The organism is Undibacterium sp. WLHG33 (assembly GCF_049544815.1).
Classification (GTDB): Bacteria; Pseudomonadota; Gammaproteobacteria; order Burkholderiales; family Burkholderiaceae_D; genus Undibacterium.
On sequence record NZ_CP186697.1, the window covers coordinates 2,768,277 to 2,787,814 of the forward strand.

Annotated in this window: 15 protein-coding genes and 1 tRNA gene; 9 read left to right on the forward strand and 7 right to left on the reverse strand. The window is 50.5% G+C overall.

Features of this window, described 5'->3' with window-relative positions; translation table 11 throughout:
• Positions 1–290: 290 nt before the first annotated feature.
• Complete coding sequence (argH, locus tag ACOTSW_RS12630; protein ID WP_423679435.1) at positions 291–1,685, reverse strand: argininosuccinate lyase; 1,395 nt, start codon at positions 1,683–1,685, stop codon at positions 291–293.
• A gap of 89 nt (positions 1,686–1,774) precedes the next feature.
• Here argH and ACOTSW_RS12635 point away from each other — a divergent pair, with 89 nt between their 5' ends.
• Positions 1,775–2,812 (forward strand): sensor histidine kinase, encoded by a 1,038-nt coding sequence (locus ACOTSW_RS12635; protein WP_423679436.1) that lies wholly within the window; start codon positions 1,775–1,777, stop codon positions 2,810–2,812.
• A complete protein-coding gene (locus tag ACOTSW_RS12640) occupies positions 2,809–3,609 on the forward strand; it encodes a LytR/AlgR family response regulator transcription factor (protein WP_423679437.1) in 801 nt (266 codons plus the stop codon). Before ACOTSW_RS12635 ends, ACOTSW_RS12640 begins: the two co-directional genes overlap by 4 nt.
• 6 nt (positions 3,610–3,615) lie before the next feature.
• On the opposite strand, the gene ACOTSW_RS12645 is transcribed toward ACOTSW_RS12640, so the two are convergent.
• Positions 3,616–3,843: a hypothetical protein gene (locus ACOTSW_RS12645; protein WP_423679438.1), complete on the reverse strand. Its 228-nt coding sequence runs from the start codon at positions 3,841–3,843 to the stop codon at positions 3,616–3,618.
• Between the two features lie 514 nt (positions 3,844–4,357).
• On the opposite strand from ACOTSW_RS12645, the gene ACOTSW_RS12650 reads away from it, so the two are divergent.
• Positions 4,358–4,909 (forward strand): NADPH-dependent FMN reductase, encoded by a 552-nt coding sequence (locus ACOTSW_RS12650; protein ID WP_423679439.1) that lies wholly within the window; start codon positions 4,358–4,360, stop codon positions 4,907–4,909.
• Between the two features lie 118 nt (positions 4,910–5,027).
• On the opposite strand, the gene ACOTSW_RS12655 is transcribed toward ACOTSW_RS12650, so the two are convergent.
• Both ACOTSW_RS12655 and ACOTSW_RS12660 read right to left on the reverse strand, forming a co-directional pair.
• Positions 5,028–6,122: an FUSC family protein gene (locus ACOTSW_RS12655; RefSeq protein WP_423679440.1), complete on the reverse strand. Its 1,095-nt coding sequence runs from the start codon at positions 6,120–6,122 to the stop codon at positions 5,028–5,030.
• Positions 6,123–6,375: 253 nt separating this feature from the next.
• Positions 6,376–6,452 (reverse strand) — tRNA-Met (locus ACOTSW_RS12660).
• A gap of 241 nt (positions 6,453–6,693) precedes the next feature.
• Between ACOTSW_RS12660 and ppnN the strand changes: the two genes are divergently transcribed.
• Both ppnN and ACOTSW_RS12670 read left to right on the forward strand, forming a co-directional pair.
• Positions 6,694–8,088: a nucleotide 5'-monophosphate nucleosidase PpnN gene (gene ppnN / locus ACOTSW_RS12665; RefSeq protein WP_423682316.1), complete on the forward strand. Its 1,395-nt coding sequence runs from the start codon at positions 6,694–6,696 to the stop codon at positions 8,086–8,088.
• Between the two features lie 160 nt (positions 8,089–8,248).
• Positions 8,249–9,208, forward strand: a complete 960-nt coding sequence (locus tag ACOTSW_RS12670; protein ID WP_423679441.1) for a chemotaxis protein — start codon at positions 8,249–8,251, stop codon at positions 9,206–9,208.
• Between the two features lie 107 nt (positions 9,209–9,315).
• Here the strand turns inward: ACOTSW_RS12670 and ACOTSW_RS12675 are convergent, their stop codons facing one another.
• Positions 9,316–9,816: a hypothetical protein gene (locus ACOTSW_RS12675; RefSeq protein WP_423679442.1), complete on the reverse strand. Its 501-nt coding sequence runs from the start codon at positions 9,814–9,816 to the stop codon at positions 9,316–9,318.
• A gap of 278 nt (positions 9,817–10,094) precedes the next feature.
• On the opposite strand from ACOTSW_RS12675, the gene ACOTSW_RS12680 reads away from it, so the two are divergent.
• The 4 genes from ACOTSW_RS12680 (at position 10,095) to nadC (ending at position 16,380) form a co-directional block, all read left to right on the forward strand.
• Positions 10,095–12,044, forward strand: coding sequence for a CocE/NonD family hydrolase (locus ACOTSW_RS12680; RefSeq protein WP_423679443.1), 1,950 nt, complete (start codon positions 10,095–10,097; stop codon positions 12,042–12,044).
• Positions 12,045–12,086: 42 nt separating this feature from the next.
• Positions 12,087–14,138: a M13 family metallopeptidase gene (locus tag ACOTSW_RS12685; protein ID WP_423679444.1), complete on the forward strand. Its 2,052-nt coding sequence runs from the start codon at positions 12,087–12,089 to the stop codon at positions 14,136–14,138.
• Positions 14,139–14,352: 214 nt separating this feature from the next.
• A complete protein-coding gene (nadA, locus tag ACOTSW_RS12690) occupies positions 14,353–15,486 on the forward strand; it encodes a quinolinate synthase NadA (RefSeq protein WP_423679445.1) in 1,134 nt (377 codons plus the stop codon).
• 27 nt (positions 15,487–15,513) lie between these two features.
• Positions 15,514–16,380 (forward strand): carboxylating nicotinate-nucleotide diphosphorylase, encoded by an 867-nt coding sequence (gene nadC / locus ACOTSW_RS12695; protein WP_423679446.1) that lies wholly within the window; start codon positions 15,514–15,516, stop codon positions 16,378–16,380.
• 125 nt (positions 16,381–16,505) lie between these two features.
• Here nadC and nadB read toward each other — a convergent pair whose 3' ends face one another.
• Both nadB and purT read right to left on the reverse strand, forming a co-directional pair.
• Positions 16,506–18,113 carry an L-aspartate oxidase gene (gene nadB / locus ACOTSW_RS12700; RefSeq protein WP_423679447.1) on the reverse strand — a complete coding sequence of 536 codons (1,608 nt, stop codon included), beginning with the start codon at positions 18,111–18,113 and terminating at the stop codon, positions 16,506–16,508.
• Positions 18,114–18,207: 94 nt separating this feature from the next.
• The gene (gene purT / locus ACOTSW_RS12705) at positions 18,208–19,419 is read right to left on the reverse strand and encodes a formate-dependent phosphoribosylglycinamide formyltransferase (protein WP_423679448.1); all 1,212 of its coding nucleotides are present in this window, start codon (positions 19,417–19,419) and stop codon (positions 18,208–18,210) included.
• Between the last annotated feature and the right edge of the window lie 119 nt (positions 19,420–19,538).

Below are 19,538 nucleotides of genomic sequence, written 5' to 3' on the forward strand. Positions count from 1 at the left end.
GGTGAAAAAACTGGCCGGTCACTGAGAGTGCGAGAAAACACTTGTCGCTTTTACCTGACTGCCCAGAATAACTGGCCTTGGATTTTTATTAGACAAACATTTATTTTCGCCAAATATTGTATTGGCTGCTAACCGTAAGGGCAATATAACATGGTGCTGCGGTGCAATATCAGCTGCTTAAGTAGAATTACTTATAGCATTGGTAAAGCGAGCAGGAGAGCGGGTCTTGAAGGGGGAGGGGTGCGGCTCCGGAACGGGCCGCACCGTGTGCTTGTTGTTAATACGAGAGTTTATGCGAGCGACTGGCGTGCGCGTGCAATTGCTGCCCGTACCTGATTTGGCGCTGTGCCGCCGATGTGATCGCGAGCAGCGACAGAGCCTTCCAGTGTCAGTACCTGGAAAATATCCTGTTCTATCAATGCTGAGTAGCCACGTAATTCTTCGAGCGACATTTCGCTGAGATCGCAGCCTTTTTCTACACAAGTTTTGACGGCATGCGCAACGGCTTCGTGCGCATCGCGGAACGGCAAGCCTTTTTTGACCAGATAGTCTGCAAGATCGGTTGCTGTGGCATAACCTTGCCAAGCCGCAGCACGCATGGCTTCTGGCTTGACGCTGATACCGGTTGCCATGTCAGCAAAAATGCGCAGTGTATCGATCAGTGTATCGACTGTATCAAACAGCGGTTCTTTGTCTTCCTGATTGTCTTTGTTGTACGCCAGTGGCTGCCCCTTCATCAACGTCAACAGCGCAATCAGATGACCATTGACGCGACCTGTCTTTCCGCGGGCGAGCTCTGGCACGTCAGGATTTTTCTTTTGCGGCATGATCGACGAGCCGGTGCAGAAACGATCGGCGATATCAATGAAGCCGACCCGAGGGCTCATCCAGATCACCAGTTCTTCAGACATCCGTGAAATATGTGTCATCACGAGTGCAGCTGCGGCGCAAAATTCAATCGCGAAGTCACGGTCAGAAACCGCGTCCAGCGAGTTGTAACAGACTTCATCGAAGCCCAGTGTTTTGGCAACGCGTTCGCGGTCGATAGGGAAGGTTGTTCCAGCCAGGGCTGCCGCGCCCAATGGCAGACGGTTGACGCGTTTGCGGCAGTCCAGCATGCGTTCGGTATCCCGTCCGAACATTTCAACATACGCCAGAATGTGATGTCCGAAGGTGATCGGTTGGGCGACTTGCATGTGGGTAAAACCCGGCAAAATCGTATCGGCATTTTTTTCTGCCAGATCAAGCAATGCGCTGCGCAGAGCACGCAGCAGGGCAACGATATTGTCAATCGCAGAGCGCATATAAAGGCGGATGTCGGTCGCGACCTGGTCGTTACGTGAGCGTCCGGTATGCAGTCGTTTTCCTGCGTCACCGACCAGCTCGGTCAGGCGTTTTTCTATGTTCAGATGCACATCTTCCAGATCCAGTAACCATTCAAACTTGCCGGATTCAATTTCAGACTGAATTTGCGCCATGCCACGCTGAATGTCGGCATAATCCTGCGCACTGATGATATTTTGTGCGCTCAGCATTTCCGCATGTGCGAGTGAGCCCTGAATATCCACCGCTGCCATGCGATTATCAAAGAATACCGATGCGGTGTAGCGCTTGACGAGATCGGAAACTGGCTCGGAGAAACGGGCAGACCATGCCTCGCTTTTTTTGTTGAATTGTGATGTCATAATGGATAGGTTGCCGTTTTGGCTGCGGTTAGCGATAAATATTCCCAGATTATAAAACACCGCACCCCTTTTCCCCGAGCAAAACCACGATGACGACTGTTTTATCTGTCCCGAATAAGGAACCTGTGATTCCAGATTGCTGTAATACCGGCGTGATTTTTCGTGTGCTGGCGGGTGTCAGCATGATTGTTTTGCTGGGATTGGCTTCGCGCGGTGACGGCTGGGCGCTGGTTCTGGAGAATTTCATTGAAGCATCGATGCTGATCGAATCGATTTGTCTGCTTTCGCTTTTCCTGTTATGTGCTACCCGCCGTTATGTTTATAACCATGCCAGCCCAGTCTGGTCGCAGCGACTGGCCTGCATTCTGATTCCCGTTGTTGTCAGTTTTTGCCTGATTTCTCTTCTGACTCAGCTTGACTGGTTTTTGCTGGCTTTTCCGCGCCTGAATACCATTTTTATTCTCGTTTTCGCCGGTGTCGCAGGATTTTGCCTGCAACAGTATTTTGAGCTGCGGACCAGGGCTTTTTCTCCTGCGTTGGGAGAGGCGCGCTTGCAGGCCTTACAGGCGCGGATACGACCACATTTTTTGTTCAACAGTTTAAACACCGCGTTGTCACTGATACGCAAGGATCCGCGCCGTGCTGAATCTGTGATTGAGGATTTGTCCGATTTGTTCCGGGTACTGATGCGTGACACCCGGACCATGACGAGTTTGTATGATGAGTTGCATCTTTGCCGGCAATATCTCGCAATTGAGTCTTTGCGTCTCGGGGAGCGTTTGCAGTTGCAGTGGAATATCGTGCAATTGACGGATGAAGATTTACGTCTGATACAAATTCCTGCATTGTTGTTGCAGCCTGTGCTGGAAAATGCGGTGCATTATGGTGTGGAACCCTCGGCAGAAAACGCAACGGTTTTCATCGATATTCAGAAGGGATTAGATAAAATTGAAATCAGCGTGCGTAATCCCGTACATCAGGCAGCCAGACTGTCGTCAGGCAATCAGATGGCGCTGGAAAATATACGCCAGCGCTTAAATCTGTTGTATGACGTGGAGGCGCGTCTGAGTACCAGTAAATCAAATGACGGTTTTGAAGTGAAATTACAATTTCCGGCACAAAGATGAATATTCCCACCATTTTCATTGTTGATGATGAGGCGCCTGCGAGGGAAAGGCTGACGACTTTATTGTCAGATATTCAGGCTGAGTGCCCGCATCTGCTGCTTGGTGAAGCATCTGATGCAAAATCGGGGCTTGAAAAAATTGCCGAATTGCAGCCGGATATTGTTTTGCTTGATGTGCAGATGCCGGAAATGAGCGGGATGGAAATGGCGCAGTATTTACGGCAGCACACGCCGCTTTCCGGCGTGCCGGCAATTATTTTTATTACGGCTTATGATGAATTTGCGTTGCCGGCATTCGGTGTGCAAGCGTCAGATTACCTCCTTAAGCCCGTCAGGGCGAGTCGCCTTGCTGAGTCTGTCAATCGTGTCGCTGCCAGGCTTGCGGTCAAGACGGCGGGAACTGCGTCGGCTCCTGAACAGATAGTGGTGCCTGGCTGCCGTGAACACTTTTCCATTCCCGAACGCGGACGTATTTTGCTGGTACCCGTGAATGAGGTGTTATTTCTGAAGGCAGAGCAGAAATACGTGACTTTATATACGTCGCATAAAGAATTTCTGCTGGAGGAATCTCTGACCTCTTTAGAAGCGGAGCTGAAAGACAAATTTGTGCGCATTCACCGAAATGCGCTGGTTGCGAAAGCAGCGATCGCCGGCGTCGAGCGTGCGACGCACATCGCTGATATGGACGGCGAAAACGAGAAGGTGAGTGAAAATTGGCAGGTAATCGTCGCCGGATCTGTTGAGCGGCTGCCTATTTCAAGACGTCAATGGCCTGTGATTAAGGCCTTGGTCCGTTGAAGATATTCAGCGCCAGACGGGAAGGCCGGTCAGGTCGGTATTTTCATCATGAACCCATGCCGGCAGCCCGGTGGTGTCGGTCGGACCTAACACGGCCAGCAAATCCAGTTGTTCCTGGCGCATAGTTTTTCTGTGGCGGCGTTTGGTGTTTCCTTTTCTGATTTCCTGCACTTCAAATGCGGGTTCGTCAAATCCGGGTAATTCCATTGTTGCGTTATCTTTGTAATCTTTCATCGGATTTTGTATGAATCTGCAGTGGCAGTTTTTCTGTAAATATAAAATAAAAACTTATCCCCGCAGCACACTGTCTATCAGTGAATCAAGCATCTGATTTTTTTAAGAGGATATGCTTGAGAGTAGCAATTCAGCACTCTGCGTGGGCTGCAGTTGCTTATCGGCTGACCTTACATTTTCCGCTATTGATCAGGCTGTGATCCGCATGTCTGAAGTGGAAACGCCTGCTAAGATCAACGATCTTCTGAACCTCGAAGGAGGCGGATTATATCGGAATCCGGTCATTTAAGCAGAGCAAGTTTGCTTAGATATCGCGGAATTGCTCATTGATGGCAAACGGTGTTCTGTTTGTAGCGGATCAATTTTCAGCTCAAATAAGAATGACGGTACTAAGCAGATATTTTATGTATATTGATGAGACGATCATCAGTTGTTGTCATCGTTGCTTTCGTTTTTATCGTCGCTCAGGCAGTCAGGTCAGTTTGTTTTTTCATTACACTAAGGAGAGATCAACATGAGCCAATATCAAATTGCAGTAGTCATCGGTAGTCTTCGCAAAGATTCATTTAATCGTCAATTGGCAAACGCTATCGCGAAACTGGCGCCTGCGGAATTCACATTTAAGCAGTCAGAGATTGGTGATTTGCCGCTTTATAACCAGGATGATGATGGACAACAAACCGCGCCAGTTAGTCGTCTGAAAGCAGATATCAGCGCTGCAAAAGGTGTGCTGTTTCTGACGCCGGAATACAATCGCTCTATACCCGGTGTGCTTAAAAATGCGATCGACCACGCATCACGTCCTTATGGACAGAGTGCCTGGGCGGGTAAGCCTGCCGGAGTGCTGGGGGTATCTGTCGGCGTGATTGGTACGGCGATGGCGCAACAGCATTTGCGCAACATACTCTCGTATCTGGATATGCCTGTGTTACCCCAGCCAGAAGCATTTATACACGCCAAAGAAGGTCTGTTTGACGGTGATGGCAACATTGGTCCAGGCAGTAAGGCATTTTTGCAAAAATGGATGGATCATTATGTTGCCTGGGTTAAAAAACACGCAGGCTAAGTTCCGGCTATCGGGTGAGTCAGCATGGTGGCGACATTTTGTCGCCACTTTTTTGGGTGAGAAAGGGTGTTTTTTGACCAGCCCCGGACTGGATCATTATTCCGGGTATCCGCAGTTCTCATGACAACAGACGTGATGGTATCAGGCGACGCATTTGACGGCTGGCGATATCCCGGAAACCTTGGTTATGCAGGCAAATCCCGCCAAACAGACCAACGATGCAACCCAGTACCGTATCAAAGAATCTTGCGTGAATCAGCTCTGAGGGGGAGCCGTGCCCAAGAGTTGCAGCCTCCGCCAGCAGAATGGTCAGAGGGGTAATAAAAACAGCCGCAAACGCATAATGTCGCACCACTGTAAATTCGATCACGAAGGTCAGCGCCATCATCATTATCGAAATGGTCCATTTATCCAGCGGCAACAGCAGCAATCCCCAGGAAACCAACAGGCCTGCACTGGTGCCAATGACCCGGTGCAGTTGTTTGCTCCATACCGCACGCAGTGATGCACCTTGAATAACGGCAAGACAACTGACCGGAACCCAGTAAGCTTTTTCCAGATGCAGCAACTGAGCAACTGCCAGTGAAATACCCACAAAAACGCCGATAACGACAGAATCAAATACGACGAAATCAAAGGTTACTGGCGGTAATGGATTGACCGGCTTTGGGGGCTGCAGCCTGAGTACGTAAATACTGTAAAAAAAGCCGACCATGCACGCGAGTAAACTGCCCATGGTCAGTAAGCCGACCAATAGCGGTACCTGCATTACGTCCACCGGTGTATAGGCCCCGATAGATGCTGTCATAATGAAAAACAGGCTGCCCGGTGGGCCCACGGCATACAACCGGCAGACCATCGTGACAAGGATGGAGATGAAAATCAGCACCGGCATCATGACCGGAGTAAAAAAATGACTGATTAATCCTAATGTATAGCAGGCGACTAAACCGAAGGCGCAGGCCATCACCGAGACCATGCGATGATACATAGGGGTGTTGGGCATATAAAGAAATACCAACCCGCCGAGCGATGAAATCAGACCATAGTCCAGATGATTAAAATACGCGCCGACTATCAGTGGCAAGCCAGACGCAAGCGCTGCAGCCAGGGGCATGTGCCATCGTCGGTCACTGTTCTGGATTGTTGTCAGGTGATGCAATTCCTCCCACATCAACGCCCGCAATGTTCTCCAGCGTTTTTGCCACGTCATTGAACGCCTTTACCTTGTTTGTTGTTTTGCTGTTGCCCTGCAGAGCAGAGCGAGGGTTCTATTTTATTTAAATTTATCTACCGTGTGTGGCTCGTTCTTCGGTTTCGAGAAAACGCTGAGGTGGTCCTGTCTGCCGGTCGCCAGCGTCAGTAAACGGGGGAATTATTGCGTTCCCTATTTCCCCGGGTGATTTGAACACAGTCTCGCAATGACAAAAGGCTCACCGCATGCGCCGTGAGCCTTTTGAGATAACTGGTTGCGGGGGCAGGATTTGAACCTACGACCTTCGGGTTATGAGCCCGACGAGCTGCCAGACTGCTCCACCCCGCGTCTGAAGAGGGCGAATGATACATGGCACGCGCTTGATATACAAGTATGCAATGCAAATAAATTCTCCCTCTCGCGAAAGGTCTCTGCCTGCTGACATGAAATTATTTAAATTAAGTATCGCATATAAATTGTTGGCGACCGTGCATAATGCCTAGGATAAGAGATAGTCTGAATGTTGAAAAAAGTCCGCCTGAGTGATGGCTGGACAGAATTGATTTGTTTTATGCGGAGATCAGTAGTGATGAAATACGAAGTGATTGATAGTCAGATTGCGCCGGAAGGTCGCATGGAGATCTTGTCTAAAGCGGAAGTCAGCAAGTTATTGGATAACAGCCATGGCGGTTTGTATCAGGTTTTTCGCAGCTGCGCTCTGGCTGTACTGAATTGTGGCAGCGGCCTCGATGATGGCAAGGAATTATTGGAGCGCTATAAAGATTTTGATATCAGCATCATTCAGCGTGAGCGCGGAATTAAACTGGACATCAAGAGCGCACCTGCTATGGCGTTCGTCAATGGTGTCATGATCAAGGGGATTCAGGAACATCTGTTCGCAGTTTTACGCGATATTTTGTTCATGAATGCGGAAATAGAAAGCAATGCCGCGGCTGGCCTTGCGGACAGAAATAAATTTGATCTGAATTCCAGTGAGGGTATCACCGATGCGGTGTTCCATATTTTGCGTAACGCTAATTTGTTACGTCCCCAGGTGAATCCCAATCTGGTAGTGTGCTGGGGTGGTCATTCGATTTCAGGTCACGAGTATGATTACACCAAGCAAGTCGGTTATCAGCTGGGCTTGCGCACCTTGGATATTTGTACCGGTTGTGGTCCGGGAGCGATGAAGGGGCCGATGAAGGGGGCGACGATAGGTCATGCGAAGCAACGTATTGTTCATAACCGTTACATAGGCCTGACCGAACCCGGCATTATCGCCGCAGAGGCACCGAATCCTATCGTCAACCATCTGGTTATTTTGCCGGATATAGAGAAGCGACTCGAAGCTTTTGTCCGTATCGGACATGCCGTCATCGTCTTTCCGGGCGGTGCTGGTACGGCTGAGGAGATACTTTACCTGCTGGGAATTTTGCTGCATCCAGAGAACGAAGGGATCCCGTTTCCTCTGATCTTTACGGGGCCTGACGGCGCAGCTGATTACTTTCATCAGATTGACCAGTTTATTGCCAGCACTTTGGGTGAAAAGGCGCAAAAACTCTATCAGATTATCGTGAATGATCCGGTAGCTGTTGCCAATGCGGTAGAGCAGGGCGTCAGACAGGTCAGGGAGTTTAGAAAACAGAACGGCGACGCTTATTATTTCAACTGGATGCTGAAGATTGATCAGGAATTTCAGAGACCATTTGAGCCTACCCACGAAAATATGCGCAATCTGGCGATTCATAAAAATCAGCCGCAACACATACTGGCAGCTAATCTGCGGCGGGCTTTTTCCGGGGTGGTTGCAGGTAACGTAAAGAATCAGGGGATCCGGGCGATTGAGCAATATGGAAATTTCGACATTTGTGGCGACAGCGAGATCATGGAATCGATGGACGCACTACTCAGTTCTTTTGTCGCACAAAATCGTATGAAATTGCCGGGTAAAGCCTATACCCCATGTTATCGCATCATTAAATAGCACCGGAGCAGTTACTTACAAAGTTACCGTGTGATTTTTTTCTCGGTAACTGCAAAAAGATGTGAATTTGCTGTGTTAAAAGATAAATGTGTTTGGCTTATCCGCTGAAATTGGTAACATACTATCGAAGCAATTCTATTTAATTTAGAAGGAAATATATATGAGTACAGTACAGCAGGAAGTGGATGAGCGTACCAATCTCACCGGTTCGAATAAATTTGAATTGCTGCTGTTCAGGTTAGGCGGCGATGCGAATGGTGATCGTTCTGAATTGTTTGGTATCAACGTATTTAAGGTGCGTGAAATCGTTGCGATGCCTGCGATTACGGCAGTCGCCGGCTCTCTTCCTCATATGCTGGGTGTCGTGAATTTGCGCGGACAGATTATTCCCGTGATTGATTTGCCCGCTGTTGTCGGTTGTACGCCGAAAACAGGCCTGAATATTATGCTGGTCACCGAATACGCACGCACCACTCAGGGCTTTGCGGTGGAATCGGTGGAAGAAATTGTGCGTCTTGACTGGAACCAGGTACTGTCGGCGGAAAACAGCGCGGTTGGTGGTATGGTCACGAGTATCGCCCGTCTTGATGGCGATATTGAAAATACCCGTCTTGCACAGGTGCTCGATGTTGAGCAGATACTGCGGCAGATTACACCGTCCGATGCCAAAGATGTTGATCCTGACACGATAGGTGATCAGTTGCAGATCAAAGAAGGTGCAGTGATCCTTGCTGCCGATGATTCCGGCGTCGCCCGTACGCTGATTGAACAGGCACTGCATGCGATCGGTGCACCGTTCGTCATGACAAAAACGGGTAAGGAAGCCTGGGATAAATTGCAAACCATGACAGCAGCTTCTCTTGCTGAAGGAAAACCGGCCAGTGACAAGGTGGCTATGGTACTGACGGATCTGGAAATGCCTGAAATGGATGGCTTTACCCTGACACGTAAGATCAAACAGGATGAGCGCTTTAAAACCTTACCAGTCATTATCCATTCATCTCTTTCTGGTTCGACTAATGAAGAGCATATCAAGAGTGTCGGAGCGGATGCTTATGTCGCCAAGTTCGTGGCGGAAGAGTTGGCTGCGGCAATCAGGAAAGTATTGAAAAATAAATAGTGAAAAACAGCATAAGCGACTGCTGATGTCGTTGAGTAATAAAAAGGACGCCTGCCAGGCGTCCTTTTTTTTGCGCGTTGCCGCTTGGTGGCAGGCAAATGACAATCTCAGCGCTCTTGCGCGGGAACTCTTCTCCAGCCACCGGGACAATCTCTGATGGCGGGATAAAAGCCGTCCGGCTGACTGCAATAGAGCCAGTCGCTGTTATTACTGGACCCGGGAGCAGGGTCTGAATAAGAATAACTGTTGACTGGTTCGCTGGTGTACACCGGGCCGGAATAGCTGTTATACGTACTGGTATAAACAGGGTAAGGAGCGTAGCTTGTATAGGAGTGGCTGTGATACATGACGGGCGGAGCACTGAGCATTGCACCGACGATAACTGAGCCTAAGAGAATCTCGGGAACGTAAGAATAATGTCCGCGGTAAAAACCATGGTTGCTGTAATAGGAGGGACGGGGGCTATGGTAGTTGTAGCCGGGGAATGATCGTTCCGAATTGAAGCCCGGACGAAAAGAATTGACTGGGCCGGGATGGGCTTGCGCCCATGCATGGGCGGCAGTACAAAGCATATATCCGGTCACGCAAAGCAGCTTGAGTATGTTCATGACGTTAACCTTCAGCACATAATTCATTACATAAATGAGCGTTTTCGCAAAAAATCCGAAACTTAATGCAAAAAATACACTCAGTAACAAATAACTAAGCGGATAACTATCGTCCGCCATAGTCACAAACTGCATATTAGCAGTATTCTGAAAGTCTATTGTTTCCTTGTGATGTGTGATGAAGCATGCTTTTTCAATGTGAATTGGCAGAATATGGTGTGAATTTTAGTTATCAGAAATAGTGTTCAGTAACAATCTGATCAAAAAAAGGATGTGTGATGGCCCGTTTTAAACTCTCTGCTTTGTTGTGTATCTTGCTGCTGTCGCTGAATTTGCCTGGTTCAGCCCGGGCAGCAGCAGACGTGGCGGAAAAATCCGACAGCAAACCGTCTGTGCGTGAAATGTACACCAAGTACGAATACCAGATTCCTATGCGTGATGGTGTGCGCCTGTTCACTGTGGTCTATGTTCCCAAAGACACCTCTAAAACTTATCCGTTTCTGATGCTCAGGACTCCTTACGGCAGCGGTGTGCATGATGGTGAGGAAACGCATTATGGTGTCGATTTTTATCCTCGTTCGCTTGGCCCTTCAAAAGAATTTGAAAACAGCGGCTATATTTTCGTGAATCAGGATGTGCGTGGGCGCTACATGTCGGAGGGTCAGTGGCAGGAGATGACACCCCATGTGAAATCTGACCGAGCCCCCGGCGAAGGCAATGAAAGCCAGGACATGTATGACACGGTGGAATGGCTGTTAAAAAACGTGCGTGGAAATAATGGGAAAGTCGGGATCTGGGGTATTTCTTATCCCGGCTTTTATACCTCTGCCAGCATCATCAATTCGCATCCGGCGATCAAGGCGGCATCACCGCAGGCGCCCGTCACAGATTTGTATATGGGTGATGATTCTTATCATGGCGGTGCGTTTATGTTGTCGGCCAATTTTGATTTTTATTCCGGTTTTACAGCCGAAAAAAATCCGACCCGGTTGCCGAAAATATGGGAGCAGTTTGATTACGGCACACAGGACGGTTATCAGTACTTCCTGAAATATCTGACGCTGGGAAATATCACTGCCCAACTGAGTGACAAACAGCGTGAATTGCTGATGCCGACAATCGCCCATACCAGTTACGATGATTTCTGGAAGTCGCGCAATATTGCTGCGCATCTTAAAAACGTCAAGACCCCCGTGCTGACGGTTGGCGGCTGGTATGACGCCGAGGATGCGCAGGGGCCATTCACAACTTATCAGGCCATCAAAGCGAATAATAAAGGCAGTTTTAACGGCATCGTGATGGGGCCGTGGGCGCATGGCGGATGGGCTGGCGCTGAGGGCAAGTCATTAGGGAATGTCAGTTTTGATGTGAAGACAGGTGAGTATTACCGTAAAAATATTCTGTTTCCGTTTTTTGAGCAGTATCTGAAAGACGGAAAAGGGAAGGCGCTGGCAGAAGCGACGGTCTTTGAAACCGGAACGAATGTCTGGCGTGAATACACCAGTTGGCCGCCACAACAGGTGCAAAACCGCACTTTGTATTTTTCTGCGAATGGGAAGCTGAGTTGGAAGGAGCTGCAGGAAGAGTTCAACACCTTTGACGAATATATCAGCGATCCGAAAAAACCTGTGCCGTTTATCTCGTATGTGGCAACGGGTGTGCCGCGCGAGTACATGGTGTCGGATCAGCGTTTTGCTTCTACCCGTCCTGACGTGCTGGTGTATCAGACCGATGTACTGGAAGAAGATGTGACGATTGCGGGGCCGGTTAGTCCCCGTCTATTTGTCTCGACATCCGGTACCGATGCAGACTGGGTCGTGAAGCTGATTGATGTTTATCCTGATGATTACCCTGAGCGACAAGCACCACGTGAGCGGGGTACAGATGTGCCACCGCCGTCATTGAGAATGGCAGGGTATCAGCAATTAATCCGTGGCGAACCTTTGCGCGGTAAGTTCCGTCATGGCTTTGAACAGCCTGTGCCATTTGCGCCGGGCAAAGTCGAAACAGTGAGCTATCGTATGCCGGATATCAACCACACTTTTCGCCGCGGGCACAGGATTATGGTGCAGGTACAAAGCTCATGGTTTCCTCTGATTGACCTGAACCCGCAAAAATTCATGGATATTCCCAAAGCCAATCCTGAAGATTTCCAAAAGGCGACGCAACGCGTTTATCGCTCGCCAGGGCAGTATTCCGGTATTTCTGTACCGGTGTTGGTCAAATAATCTTTGATGTTCGATTTACCTATAATTAATAAGATAAAAATGATGTTCACACCTCAACTTTTTAAACGCAGCGCTCTTGCCACAATGGTAAGTCTGGCTTGTCTGTCTCCGGTATCGCGGGCACAAACAGCAACGTCAAACCAGTTGGTACTTGAATCAGCGACGATGGATTTGAAGGCAGATCCTTGCACACAGTTTTATGAATACGCAAATGGGCTATGGTTGAAAAATAATCCTATCCCAGCAGACCGTTCGCGTTACAGTGCTTTTGACGAGGTGACTGAGCGCAATATGATTGCCTTGAAAAAGATCGCGGAAACAGCCGCGGCGGGTCACGATCAGCACCGCGCAGCGCAGCTGGTTGGTGCGTTTTACGCCAGCGGCATGAATGAAGTGCAGATCGAAAAAGAGGGAATTCATCCACTGGATGCAACACTGGCGCAAATATATGCCCTCCGCGATAAGCAGCAGCTCATTTCCATGATCGCTGCGTTACACAAGCAGGGTGTGAATCCACTGTTTGGTTTTACGATTGATCAGGACGCAAAAAATGCGAGCCGCTACATTCCTCAATTGATGCAAGGTGGTCTGGGCTTACCGGATCGTGATTACTATCTGAAAACCGATGCAAAAACGAAAGAAATCCGCGCTAAATATCTGTCCTACATGACGCAGATGTTTGGCTTTCTGGGCGATACATCTGACGTCGCAGCAAAAAATGCGGCAGATGTACTGGCGCTGGAAACCCGTCTCGCCAAAGCGTCTCTGACCAAGGTTGAGTTGCGTGATCCGCAGGCCAGCTATCATTTGTCCGACCTGGCCGGGCTGCAGAAAGTGGCGAAAGCGACGCCGTGGACCAGCTATTTTTCAGGTGTGGGTTTAACGCAGCCGGGTCAGATCAATATCGCTCATCCAAAATTTTTTGCGGAAGCAGACCGTCTGCTTGACAGTGTTCCCCTCGATCAGTGGAAGACCTATCTGCGTTGGGAATTACTGAATACGCGGGCATCGGCACTCAATTCTGCGCTGGTCAATGCGCATTTTGATTTTTACGGCAAAACTCTGGCCGGGACGAAAGAGCTGCAACCGCGCTGGAAACGAGTGCTGGCAAGCATTGATGCTCACGCCGGCGAGGCCATGGGTGAGTTGTATGTGGCGCAGTTCTTCGGGCCGGAAGCAAAAGCCGGTGTGCAGGAAATGGTGACGAACATCAAGGCGGCGATGCGCGACAGCATCAGTAAGCTGGAGTGGATGTCGGATGTGACTAAGCAGCAATCGTATAAAAAACTCGATACGGTGATGGTGAAAATCGGCTATCCCGATGTCTGGCGCGATTACTCCGGCTTGCAGATCGACAAGGGCTCGTATGCAGACAACATCGCGCGCGCTTCTGAATTTGAATTCAAGCGTGTGCTGGCAAAATTAGGTAAACCTATCGACCGTAACGAATGGGGCATGACGCCGCAAACGGTGAACGCCTATTACAACCCGACCATGAATGAAATGGTTTTCCCGGCTGGGATACTGCAACCGCCGCTGTACCATGTGAATGCTGATCCGGCAGCGAATTACGGCAATACCGGCGCGACGATAGGGCATGAACTGACGCATGGTTTTGATGATGAAGGGCGGCAGTTCGATGCACAGGGAAATCTGAAAAGCTGGTGGACGCCGCAGGATGAGAAAAAATTCCTGTTGCGCGCCAAGGCCATTGAGCGTCAGTTCGATGAATTTAATCCTATCGATCAGTTGCACATTAACGGCAAGCTGACGGCCGGTGAAAATATCGCCGATCTGGGCGGCTTGAAAATCGCGTTACAAGCCTTACGTCAATCGCTGAAGACCAAACCGCAGGCCGCAGAAATTGACGGACTGACGCCGGATCAGCGTTTTTTTGTGGCAAATGCGCAAAGCTTCCGCAGCCTGATTCGTGATGAAATGTTGCGCATGAAACTGGCCACAGACCCGCATGCGCCGGACAAATACCGCGTCATTGCGCCGCTGGCAAACATGCCGGAGTTCGCGGAGGCCTTCCAATGTAAGGGCGATCGTTCGCCATTGCGTCAGGGTGCGAAACGCGTGAACATCTGGTAACAGCGTATACTATCGCCTTTGCTGTGATCCCAACGCCGGTTCCGCCCACAGCGCAACCGGCGTTTTTTATCCTCAATTTCCCTGAAAAACAGGGGGTATATGCCAAAACCGGCCTATTGTCAGCGTAAACACTGGGCCTTTTTATATACCCCGGGGGAGTATATTTTGATGCCGGAACGCCCTCCAGCGTGCTTCCGGCGATAGGCAGAGAATGATGGAAGCTACCAAAGTCGTTGAATTTGAACGTCCTTTAATGGAAGAAGGCAGCAGTTGTGTCGCCAATGCGTGGGCCAAAGTGCCGGATACGCCGACACCGGAGGAAAAAATCGCCCTGAAAAACCGTATCCGTGCCTTGCTGAAAGAAAAGCAGGCGGTACTGGTGGCGCATTACTATGTGGATGCAGACTTGCAGGATCTGGCCGAAGAAACCGGCGGCTGCGTATCTGATTCGCTGGAAATGGCGCGTTTTGGCCGTGATCATGAAGCCAAAACCCTGATCGTGGCCGGTGTGCGCTTTATGGGCGAAACCGCCAAAATCCTGAGTCCTGAAAAAACGATTCTGATGCCGGATCTGGATGCGACCTGTTCGCTGGATCTGGGCTGCGATGCGAATGAATTCGCGGCATTCTGCGATGCCCATCCTGACCGCACCGTGGTGGTGTACGCCAACACCAGCGCCGCCGTTAAAGCACGCGCCGACTGGATGGTGACTTCCAGCATCGGTCTGGACATCGTGCGCCACCTGCATGCACAAGGCAAAAAAATTCTGTGGGCACCGGACAAACATCTGGGTAGCTACATTCAGAAAGAAACCGGCGCTGACATGCTGCTGTGGCAGGGTTCCTGTCTGGTACATGATGAATTCAAAGGCGTGGAACTGGATGTGATGAAGGCGGAATATCCAAACGCCAAAGTTCTGGTGCATCCGGAATCGCCAGCGTCTGTAGTGGCACAGGCCGACGTGGTTGGTTCCACTTCGCAACTGATTCATGCCGCGCAAACCATGGATGCGCAGGAATTCATCGTCGCCACCGACAACGGCATTCTGCACAAAATGCAAATGGCTGCGCCGGGTAAACGCTTTATCGTTGCGCCGACCGCCGGCAACAGTGCTACCTGTAAGAGCTGTGCGCACTGCCCGTGGATGGCGATGAATGGCTTGCGTAATCTGCTGCACGTGCTGGAAAACAGCGATCATGAAATTCATGTTGATCCTGTGGTCGGGCAAAAAGCGCGCGTCTGCATTGACCGCATGCTGGATTTTGCGGCGGCAAAAAAAGCCAATGTGCGCCCATCCTCCGATCTGGCAAAAGAAGCCCGCTTATTTTCCGGCATTGGTCCGGCTTAACTGAACTCCGCTCAGGATTTTTTACTCATGCCTAGTAATCTGAAAAACTCCCATTCGCCGTTTGACGCCGATCTGCAAAAAGCGTTTGAACGCAATATCCGCGATGCACTGGCCGAAGATGTCGGTGCCGCCGACCTGACTGGTTTGCTGGTGCCTGCCGATGAGGTGGTGCAGGCGCAGGTGATAGTGCGCGAAGATGCCATTCTGTGCGGTGCGCCATGGTTCGATGCCGTGATGACGACGCTGGATACCTCTATCGAAGTGGACTGGCAATACGCGGAAGGCGATGCGATGAAGGCCAATACCGTGGTTTGTAAAATCAAGGCGCCAGCCCGCGCTTTGCTGACAGCCGAACGTTCTGCCCTGAATTTCCTGCAGTTGTTGTCCGCAGTGGCAACGGCGACCAGCAAGTATGTCGCCATCATTGCCGGCACGAAAGCGGCGATTCTCGATACGCGCAAGACCTTGCCAGGACTGCGTCTGGCGCAAAAATATGCGGTACGCGTTGGCGGTGGAAAAAACCAGCGTCTGGCTTTGTATGACGGCATTTTGATCAAGGAAAATCATATTGCGGCTGCCGGCGGTGTTGTTGCGGCTATGCAGCAGGCACTGAACCTGAATGCGGGCGTCAGCATACAGATAGAAGTGGAAACGCTGGAGCAATTGCAGACGGCATTGCAAGCCGGTGCGACGTCGATTTTGTTGGATAACTTCAATACCGACATGATGCGTGAAGCGGTGGCGATCAATGCTGGACGTGCTTTACTGGAAGCGTCCGGTGGCATCGATCATGTTACCGTTCGTGCGATTGCTGAAACTGGTGTTGACCGTATTTCCATCGGCAGCCTGACCAAGGAGATCAAGGCGACGGATTATTCCTTACGGATTATCTGAGCGCGGACTTTTTTCTTTCTTTTCCGTATAAAGCAATGCCGCCAGAGCCCGCATGGATATTGGGCTGTGGCGGCATTGTTTTTTGCCATTTTCGTGATTCTTGATTGTGTTGTATCGCCTGATGCTTACTTTTTGCGCTTTGGTGTCAGCACTGTTGGTAAGGCCTTTGGTAAGGTGTCGGGATAATCGCGACTGAAATGCAGGCCACGACTTTCGCGGCGAGACAATGCGCTGTTGACGATGAGTGAGGCGACTTCAACCAGATTGCGCAATTCCAGTAAGTGATTGGAAATGCGGAAGTTGGCGTAATACTCGTCGATTTCCTCTTTCAGCAAACGTATCCTGTGCTTCGCGCGCTCCAGCCGTTTGGTGGTGCGCACGATGCCGACGTAATTCCACATAAAGCGGCGTAATTCATCCCAGTTGTGGGCGATCACGACTTCTTCATCGGCGTCAGAAACACGGCTTTCATCCCAGTCTGGTAAGGCAATCGGTGTAATTCTTTCCTGACTTTCTATGTGTTTTGCCGCAGCGCGGCCAACGACCAGACATTCCAGCAGGGAATTGCTGGCCAGACGATTTGCACCATGCAAGCCGGTGTAAGCCGTTTCGCCGACTGCATACAAACCGTGCAGATCGGTTCTGCCATCGGTGTCGGTGACAATGCCGCCACAGGTGAAATGCACCGCTGGCACGACAGGAATACCTTGTTTGGTAATGTCGATACCGAGTTCCAGACAGCGAGCATAAATCGTCGGAAAATGTTCCTTCAAAAATTCCGGCGGTTGATGGCTGATGTCGAGCTCTACATAATCGAGACCGCGTTTTTTCATTTCAAAGTCGATCGCGCGCGCCACGACGTCACGTGGTGCCAGTTCCAGACGCTCATCATGATCAGCCATGAAGCGCTTGCCAGCAGCAGCACCTGCTTCGGCCGGTAATTTTAAAATACCGCCTTCGCCGCGCACCGCTTCCGTGATCAGGAAAGATTTGGCAAACGGGTGATACAGGCAGGTCGGATGAAACTGTATGAATTCCATATTACCGACGCGGCAGCCTGCGCGCCATGCCATGGCTATCCCGTCGCCAGTCGCCGTATCCGGATTCGTGGTGTACAGATAAACCTTACCTGCGCCGCCGGTTGCCATCACGGTGTGCTGGGCCGCAAAGGTATCGACTTTGCCGGTTTTGACATCCTGTACATACAGGCCAAGACAGCGTGGTGTTGAGGATGTATCGCCGAGCTTGGCAGAAGTGATGACGTCAATCGCGTAATGATGTTCAAACAGCGATATGTTGGGGTGATTGCGGACCTTTTGTTCTAGTGTCACCTGTACCGCATGCCCAGTCGCATCGGCTGCGTGGATGATGCGACGCTGGCTATGACCACCTTCGCGCGTCAGGTGGAAGCCGAGTTCTGCTTCATCGTCGCGGGTGAACGGCACGCCTTGTTCTATCAGCCAGTCAATTGCTTCACGCCCATGCTCAACAATATAACGGGTTGCTCCTTCGTCACACAGGCCGCCCCCAGCGATCAGTGTGTCTGAAATATGCTGGTCATGACTGTCATGCGAATCCAGTACGGCGGCAATGCCTCCCTGTGCCCAGTTGCTGGCACCGTCCAGTAACTCGCGTTTGGAGATGATGGCGACTTTTCTTGTTTGTGCCAGATGCAGGGCGACGGACAATCCGGCCAGACCACTGCCAACGATGACTACATCAAAATTCTTCATAAGCTGCTTTGTAAAAACACGGTCTTGCTGTTGCGCCGCCGCTAAGATGATGTCGCGGTGAACGTGCTGACAGACCTGCGTTTGTTGAAATGATTTACTTTATTATGACAGGTCTTACTTTGCCTGCGGCTTCTTTGGCCAGACGGCGAGCTGTATCGGTGTCGCCCGCTGCTGCCAATGCCACGCCCATGCGTCGGCGGGTAAAAGATTCTGGTTTTCCGAACAGACGGATATCTGTTCCGGGAACTTGTAATGCCGCCGCAACGCCTTCAAATGCGATGCCTTTTGCTTCGTGCTGACCATAAATTACTGCTGATGCCGCTGGTGTGCGCAAGGCGACATTGACTGGCAATCCGAGTATGGCTTTGGCATGCAGTTCAAATTCATTCTGTACCTGACTCGACATGGTGACCATCCCGGTGTCATGAGGGCGCGGGCTGACTTCGGAGAACCAGACCATGTCGTTTTTGACGAATAATTCAACGCCAAATAAGCCGAGACCGCCAAGGTCGTCAGTGATTTTTTTTGCGATATCACGTGCGCGTTGCAGTGCCATTGGATGCATCGCCTGTGGCTGCCAGGATTCGACATAATCACCTTGTACTTGAACGTGGCCGATAGGCTCACAGAAATGCGTCTGAATTTCGCCATTGTCGCCGACTGCACGCACGGTCAGTTGTGTGATCTCGTAGTCGAAATCGATGAAGCCCTCAACGATGACGCGACCTGCATTCACGCGCCCGCCTGCTACAGCGTAGTTCCATGCAGTTTCGACGTCGGCGGCGCTGTCGAGTTTCGATTGCCCTTTGCCGGAAGATGACATGACTGGTTTAACGATGCAGGGAAAACCAATTTCAGTGCATGCAGCGCGCAACTCTTCCAAACTGTCGGCAAAACGATAGGGGGATGTCGCCAGTCCCAGTGTTTCAGCTGCAAGGCGGCGTATGCCTTCGCGATTCATTGTCAGCCACGCTGCGCGCGCTGTCGGAATTACCTGTACTTTGCCGGCATCTTCCAGTTCAACCAGCATCGGCGTGGCGATGGCTTCGATTTCAGGAACGACCAGATCAGGCCGTTCTACGTCAATCAGAGCCGCCAGCGCAGCACCGTCTGTCATATCGATGACGTAAGCGCGATGCGCTACCTGATGGCCAGGTGCATTTTCGTAGCGATCCACCGCAATCACTTCCACCCCTAATCTTTGCAGTGAAATGATGACTTCTTTTCCCAGTTCGCCGGAACCCAGTAGCATAACCTTGGTTGCAGAAGGGGAGAGTGGTGTACCGATGGTTTGAATTGGTTTCATATTGATGTCAGAGAGTTTGATGTGAATTCTGTTTTCGCTACGTGCGTGCGGTATTCGTTTAATTGATGGCCTGCATGTTCGCGCTAATTTGCTGTAAATTTGAACTCAGCAAGGATGTA

Coding starts and splice junctions, on each gene's coding strand:
- argH (WP_423679435.1), bottom strand. CDS start 1,685: ATGACATCACAATTCAACAAAAAAAGCGAGGCATGGTCTGCCCGTTTC.
- ACOTSW_RS12635 (WP_423679436.1), top strand. CDS start 1,775: ATGACGACTGTTTTATCTGTCCCGAATAAGGAACCTGTGATTCCAGAT.
- ACOTSW_RS12640 (WP_423679437.1), top strand. CDS start 2,809: ATGAATATTCCCACCATTTTCATTGTTGATGATGAGGCGCCTGCGAGG.
- ACOTSW_RS12645 (WP_423679438.1), bottom strand. CDS start 3,843: ATGAAAGATTACAAAGATAACGCAACAATGGAATTACCCGGATTTGAC.
- ACOTSW_RS12650 (WP_423679439.1), top strand. CDS start 4,358: ATGAGCCAATATCAAATTGCAGTAGTCATCGGTAGTCTTCGCAAAGAT.
- ACOTSW_RS12655 (WP_423679440.1), bottom strand. CDS start 6,122: ATGACGTGGCAAAAACGCTGGAGAACATTGCGGGCGTTGATGTGGGAG.
- ppnN (WP_423682316.1), top strand. CDS start 6,694: ATGAAATACGAAGTGATTGATAGTCAGATTGCGCCGGAAGGTCGCATG.
- ACOTSW_RS12670 (WP_423679441.1), top strand. CDS start 8,249: ATGAGTACAGTACAGCAGGAAGTGGATGAGCGTACCAATCTCACCGGT.
- ACOTSW_RS12675 (WP_423679442.1), bottom strand. CDS start 9,816: ATGAACATACTCAAGCTGCTTTGCGTGACCGGATATATGCTTTGTACT.
- ACOTSW_RS12680 (WP_423679443.1), top strand. CDS start 10,095: ATGGCCCGTTTTAAACTCTCTGCTTTGTTGTGTATCTTGCTGCTGTCG.
- ACOTSW_RS12685 (WP_423679444.1), top strand. CDS start 12,087: ATGTTCACACCTCAACTTTTTAAACGCAGCGCTCTTGCCACAATGGTA.
- nadA (WP_423679445.1), top strand. CDS start 14,353: ATGGAAGCTACCAAAGTCGTTGAATTTGAACGTCCTTTAATGGAAGAA.
- nadC (WP_423679446.1), top strand. CDS start 15,514: ATGCCTAGTAATCTGAAAAACTCCCATTCGCCGTTTGACGCCGATCTG.
- nadB (WP_423679447.1), bottom strand. CDS start 18,113: ATGAAGAATTTTGATGTAGTCATCGTTGGCAGTGGTCTGGCCGGATTG.
- purT (WP_423679448.1), bottom strand. CDS start 19,419: ATGAAACCAATTCAAACCATCGGTACACCACTCTCCCCTTCTGCAACC.